5 protein-coding genes and 1 pseudogene are annotated in these 5019 nt (G+C 39.0%); 2 read left to right on the top strand and 4 right to left on the bottom strand.

The window, feature by feature from the left end; translation table 11 throughout:
- Positions 1 to 126: pseudogene (locus tag ACGHCK_RS11310) on the top strand (IS30 family transposase); the annotation flags it as partial.
- Positions 127 to 218: 92 nt separating this feature from the next.
- Here the strand turns inward: ACGHCK_RS11310 and ACGHCK_RS11315 are convergent.
- The 3 genes from ACGHCK_RS11315 to mnmA form a co-directional block, all read right to left on the bottom strand.
- Positions 219 to 980 carry a YiiX/YebB-like N1pC/P60 family cysteine hydrolase gene (locus tag ACGHCK_RS11315; protein ID WP_251423997.1) on the bottom strand — a complete coding sequence of 254 codons (762 nt, stop codon included), beginning with the start codon at positions 978 to 980 and terminating at the stop codon, positions 219 to 221.
- A gap of 281 nt (positions 981 to 1261) precedes the next feature.
- Positions 1262 to 2485, bottom strand: a complete 1224-nt coding sequence (rpsA, locus tag ACGHCK_RS11320) for a 30S ribosomal protein S1 (protein WP_271328804.1) — start codon at positions 2483 to 2485, stop codon at positions 1262 to 1264.
- A gap of 327 nt (positions 2486 to 2812) precedes the next feature.
- Positions 2813 to 3937 (bottom strand): tRNA 2-thiouridine(34) synthase MnmA, encoded by a 1125-nt coding sequence (gene mnmA / locus ACGHCK_RS11325; protein ID WP_271328805.1) that lies wholly within the window; start codon positions 3935 to 3937, stop codon positions 2813 to 2815.
- Between the two features lie 160 nt (positions 3938 to 4097).
- Here mnmA and ACGHCK_RS11330 point away from each other — a divergent pair, with 160 nt between their 5' ends.
- Positions 4098 to 4877 (top strand): DUF4931 domain-containing protein, encoded by a 780-nt coding sequence (locus ACGHCK_RS11330; protein WP_202230826.1) that lies wholly within the window; start codon positions 4098 to 4100, stop codon positions 4875 to 4877.
- A gap of 40 nt (positions 4878 to 4917) precedes the next feature.
- Here ACGHCK_RS11330 and ACGHCK_RS11335 read toward each other — a convergent pair whose 3' ends face one another.
- Positions 4918 to 5013, bottom strand: coding sequence for an IS3 family transposase (locus ACGHCK_RS11335; RefSeq protein WP_394304562.1), 96 nt, complete (start codon positions 5011 to 5013; stop codon positions 4918 to 4920).
- Positions 5014 to 5019: the final 6 nt, after the last annotated feature.

Raw genomic sequence — 5019 nt, forward strand, 5'->3', positions numbered from 1 at the left:
ATGGATGAAGTACCTTCTGAAACCATTGATAAATATATTGAAAAACTTAATCTAAGACCAAAAAAGGTCTTGGGCTGGAAAACACCTTATGAAATCTTTTTTGAAGAGGTGTTGCACTTAACTTGACAATTCAAGAGACTAAAAAAACGGCACCAAGTGAGAGAAAAACAGCAGCTAGGACTGGTAATATTATTTTTTTCATTGTTCGATAGACATCCTTATTTGGCACGATAAATCAACTGGACTTTATTGTTATACAGCAACTCCGACGGATGAATAGTTCGCGCCCCTGGGATATCGTAAGCTGAGGTATTGAGATTAACCTTAGCAACATCCATATAGGCTGCCCAAACCAGCTGCGAGCAGTAAAAGCTGTTTCTGTTATTGGTGCGGTAGAAGTTATAGTTATAGGGCTTGCCTACCTGTCTTCCCGCCCAATGACCTGCCCACCAATCTTGTGAGATGCTTGTTGACTTTACCCCTGTTTGCCAGACATTATGGTTGCCTACTTTTCCACGCCCTTCAAAGTTAGATTGAAATCTAACCCCATTTGTATTTGGTGAAGCTTCCGCTGTAACCCTCAATCTTTGTGGTGCTACTATTCCCGCATGCCAACTTCCAGAAATACCTCTATTTGTAATGGCAATCACACCATCACGCCAGGTCCAGTTGCCATATCGTGCACGTGTCCGGTCTGTTTTGTCGGGAACCACTGGTAAGTTATCGATTTTTTCCATGATTTTATTTTCCTTCATTTCTTGATTGACCATCTTCAAGTACATTTCTTCCAGTTCTTTTTCCATTTTTCTTGTTTCTTGTGAATCTGCTGAGCGGCTACTCCTCTCTAATTTTTTGACATGTTCTGCCATTCTTGCTTTCAAGTCCTCCAAGGATTCAGCTTGGACTTGACCCGCTCCTCCGGACATTAATAAAGCAAGGCTCATCAGCCCGATAGACAACTGTCTTTTCTTCTTCATCATAGGTTTCCTCTTTTCTAATAGTTGTTCTTTTAGCTTAACATAGTTTTACTATTCACAATGCTCTAATTATGTAAGAAAATATTAAATTAACGAAACAATATGTATTATTCATGAAATAATTTATTTTTTTGCAATTAACATAACTGAATCTCAATAAAACAGAAAAACTCCTGAATAATTAAGTTCAGAAGTCTTTCGAAAAAATAGATTAAAGGAAGCAATTATCTTTAGTAAAGAAGAAATCAAAAAAAGCCACCAAGGTGACTTTTCTGGAGATTTTCTTACAAATCGTTGATATCGAAGTCTTCGCCGAGGAAGTCCGCGAGTGAGAAACCTTCTTGAGTTTCTGGAAGATCGTAGCTTGGTTTTGCTGCCTTACGTGGTGCGCGTGGTTTGCGTTCACGTTTTTCACCGTCTTCGTTGTTACGAGCTGGGCGAGCAGGCGCTTCTTCCAAAGCCTTGATTGAGAGTGAAATACGTTCTTCTTCAGGTTTCACATCAAGAACTTTTACGTTCACAACTTGACCAACTTTAAGCACATCTTTTGGATTTTCAACACGGTCCCAAGAAATTTGCGAAACGTGAACAAGTCCTTCAACGCCTAGGAAAAGTTCAACGAATGCACCAAAATCAGTGAGACGTTTAACAGTTCCTTCAACAGTTGAGCCAACTGGTGCTTTTTCTTCAACTTGTTCCCATGGGCCAGCTTGTGTAGCTTTAAGAGAAAGTGAAAGACGACCAGCTTCTTCATCAAGTTTCAAGATTTTAACTTCAACTTTGTCACCAGGTTTTACAACGTCTGCTGGACGTTTGACACGGTTGTGGCTAAGTTCTGAAACATGAACAAGTCCGTCAATACCGCCAAGATCAACGAATGCACCAAAGTTAGTAACACGTGAAACAGTACCTTCAACGATATCGCCTTCGTTCAATTGAGCAAAAGCTTCTTTGCGCATTTCGATATTTTCAGCTTCAACTACAGCACGGCGGCTAAGGATGAAGCGGTTTTCTGCAGCATTAATCTCGATAATTTTAGCTTCAATTTCTTGACCAACAAATTTCTTCGTATCTTTAACGAAATATGTGTCAATCATAGACGCTGGAATAAATCCGCGCACACCGTTATAATCTACTGAAAGTCCACCTTTAACATCTTTAGTAACCTTAACAGTAACGACTTCACCCTCTTTGCCTTCAAGTTCAGTCCAAGCTTTACGCGCTTCAAGACGTTTTAATGAAAGAAGGTATACATTAGCACCTTCAGCGTCTTTACCAACAATTTGTTTGATAACGAGCAAATCAAGAATATCACCAGGTTTTACGAATGTATTGATATCAGCATCACGGTCGTTTGTGATTTCGCGAAGGGTAAGGACACCTTCAACACCTGTACCAACGATAGCAACTGTTGCTTGCCCATTTTCGATAGTAAGGATTTCACCCTTTACGACATCACGTACTTTAACGTCCTCAACGCTGTTTAACAATGTTTCAAATTCATTCATTTGTAAAAAAATTCCTCCAACAATTTGACTGTCTACAGTCTTATGACTTAGTATATCACAACTATGAGAGAAATGAAAGCTTTTTTATGCATTTTTTCTTCTTTTTTACAAAGAATAGCTTGAAATATTTTCAAATACATTTTAGACCTGCTCTAGCAGTATTTTTCCTAAAAGCTACGCAATTTTTAAGTGTGGAATTTTTCCTTTCACTTGCTCTGTTATTAACATTGTTGAAATGCCGAATGGTCAATTTTTGTCCCTTAGCGATTATGTCTCTCAAGCCCACCTCTGTCCTCGCGTAAGAAGCCAAATCAACTCACACCTTGTTTACTGATATTGCATAATCTGGCCATTTTTATAAGCAAAGTCAATCAAGGCCCCGCCAAGGCACTCGTCTCCATCATAGAAAACAACGGCTTGTCCTGGAGTAATGGCACGTACAGGCTCCGCAAACTTGACTGTAACCTTATCTCTTTTAACAGCGATTGTTACGTCTGTGTCTTCTTGACGATAGCGGAATTTAGCTGTGCAGTGCATGTCAAATTCTTCAGGCATTGTGCGAGTAAAGCTCAGTTCGCTTGCAGTTAAACTATCTGAATACAGATGTTCATGGTGGAAACCTTGCCCAACATAAAGTGTATTACTGCTCAAGTCCTTACCCACAACAAACCATGGTTCACTTGTCATTTGACCCTGCTGTCCGCCAATACCTAAACCTCCGCGTTGACCGATGGTATAGTACATGAGTCCTGCGTGTGTCCCCATTTCTACACCATCTAGTGTCATCATTTTACCTGAAGTTGCAGGAAGGTAGTTTGTCAAAAATTCTTTAAAATTCTTTTCACCGATGAAACAGATTCCAGTCGAATCTTTTTTCTTGGCTGTTGCTAGTCCAGCACGTTCGGCAATAGCACGTACTTCCGGTTTTTCCAAATGACCGAGTGGAAACATTGTTCTCTTCAATTGTTCTTGTGACAATTGGCTTAGGAAATAGGTTTGATCTTTATTATTATCTACGCCACGAAGCATATGAACGGTGCCATCTTCGTCTGTTGTTACACGGGCATAGTGGCCTGTAGCTACATAGTCAGCCCCAAGTTCCATTGCGTAATCAAGGAAAGCCTTAAACTTAATTTCTTTATTACACATGACATCTGGGTTAGGTGTACGACCTGCACGATATTCCGCCAAGAAATATTCGAACACACGGTCCCAATATTCTTTTTCAAAGTTGACAGAATAGTAGGGAATACCGATCTGATCGGCTACTGCTGCTACATCTTTATAGTCCTCTGTAGCTGTACATACACCATTTTCGTCAGTATCGTCCCAGTTTTTCATGAAGACACCAATGACATCGTAACCTTGTTCTTTTAGCAATAATGCTGTAACAGAACTATCGACGCCACCGGACATACCGACAACGACTCTTGTTTTTGAATTATCCATTATTTGTTCACCATCTCTTTCTATTTTTATTAGATTTCCTATTTTTCTTTAGAAAAACAAAAAAGCTTACATTCAGTTGAAGGCTGAAGTAAATAATAGGTAACGACTTATTATACCAATTTTTTCCAGAAATAAATAGACTGCGAAATGCTATAATAGAGATATGATTGAACATACAGATAATCCTTTGATTTTCAACATGGAAATCAATAAAAATAAATACGCAAACCTTGCTGAAACAAAGCGAGTTTGTCCTTTTTGTGATACACCTAATCTCAAAGATATTTTGGATCATCAAGAGCACAAAATTTGGCTCAAAAACAAATTTCCGACTGTCGAAAATTCTTTGATGACTGTGATTATCGAGTCAGATAAACACCTCGGTGATGTCTCTACCTACTCTGTCCAAGAAAACAGAGAGGTCTTTCGCTTTGCCTTTGAATGCTGGCAGAAACTATTGGATAATCCCCAATATAAATCCGTACTCATGTTTAAAAACTTCGGTCCACACTCTGGTGGGACTTTACGCCATCCGCACATGCAGATTGTTGGTTTGGAAGAGGCCGATGGTTATGAACACATCTCTCCTGAAAATTTTGAAGGTGTAACACTGAAGGAAAATAGTGTAGATATCACGCTTTCTACACGTCCGATTATGGGCTTTGTGGAGTTCAATGTCATCATTTCTCAGCTTGAGCATATCGATCATTTGGCAGACAAGGTTCAGATTATTACACAATACTTATTAAATGACTATATGAACGGGCGCTGTGATTCTTATAATCTTTTCTTCTACAAAATGCCAGACAGTCAACGCTATATTTGTAAAATCGTCCCTCGCTTTATTACTTCTCCTTATTATATTGGCTACAAAATCCCACAGGTCAATAAAAACAATCGCTTAGAGGAAATTGCAAGAGAATTAAAAGAAAAACTGGGCTAATGTCAAGCCCCAATAAAAATAGACAAGTAGAAAAACCTACTTAGTTATGATGTTCAATAAGGTATGCACTCCGATATTCCATTGGTGTCATGCCTTTTAATTTTTCTTGTGGACGGTCATAATTGTACCAAAAGATGAAATC

This window comes from Lactococcus muris, from assembly GCF_042849115.1.
GTDB classification, from domain to species: Bacteria; Bacillota; Bacilli; order Lactobacillales; family Streptococcaceae; genus Lactococcus; species Lactococcus muris.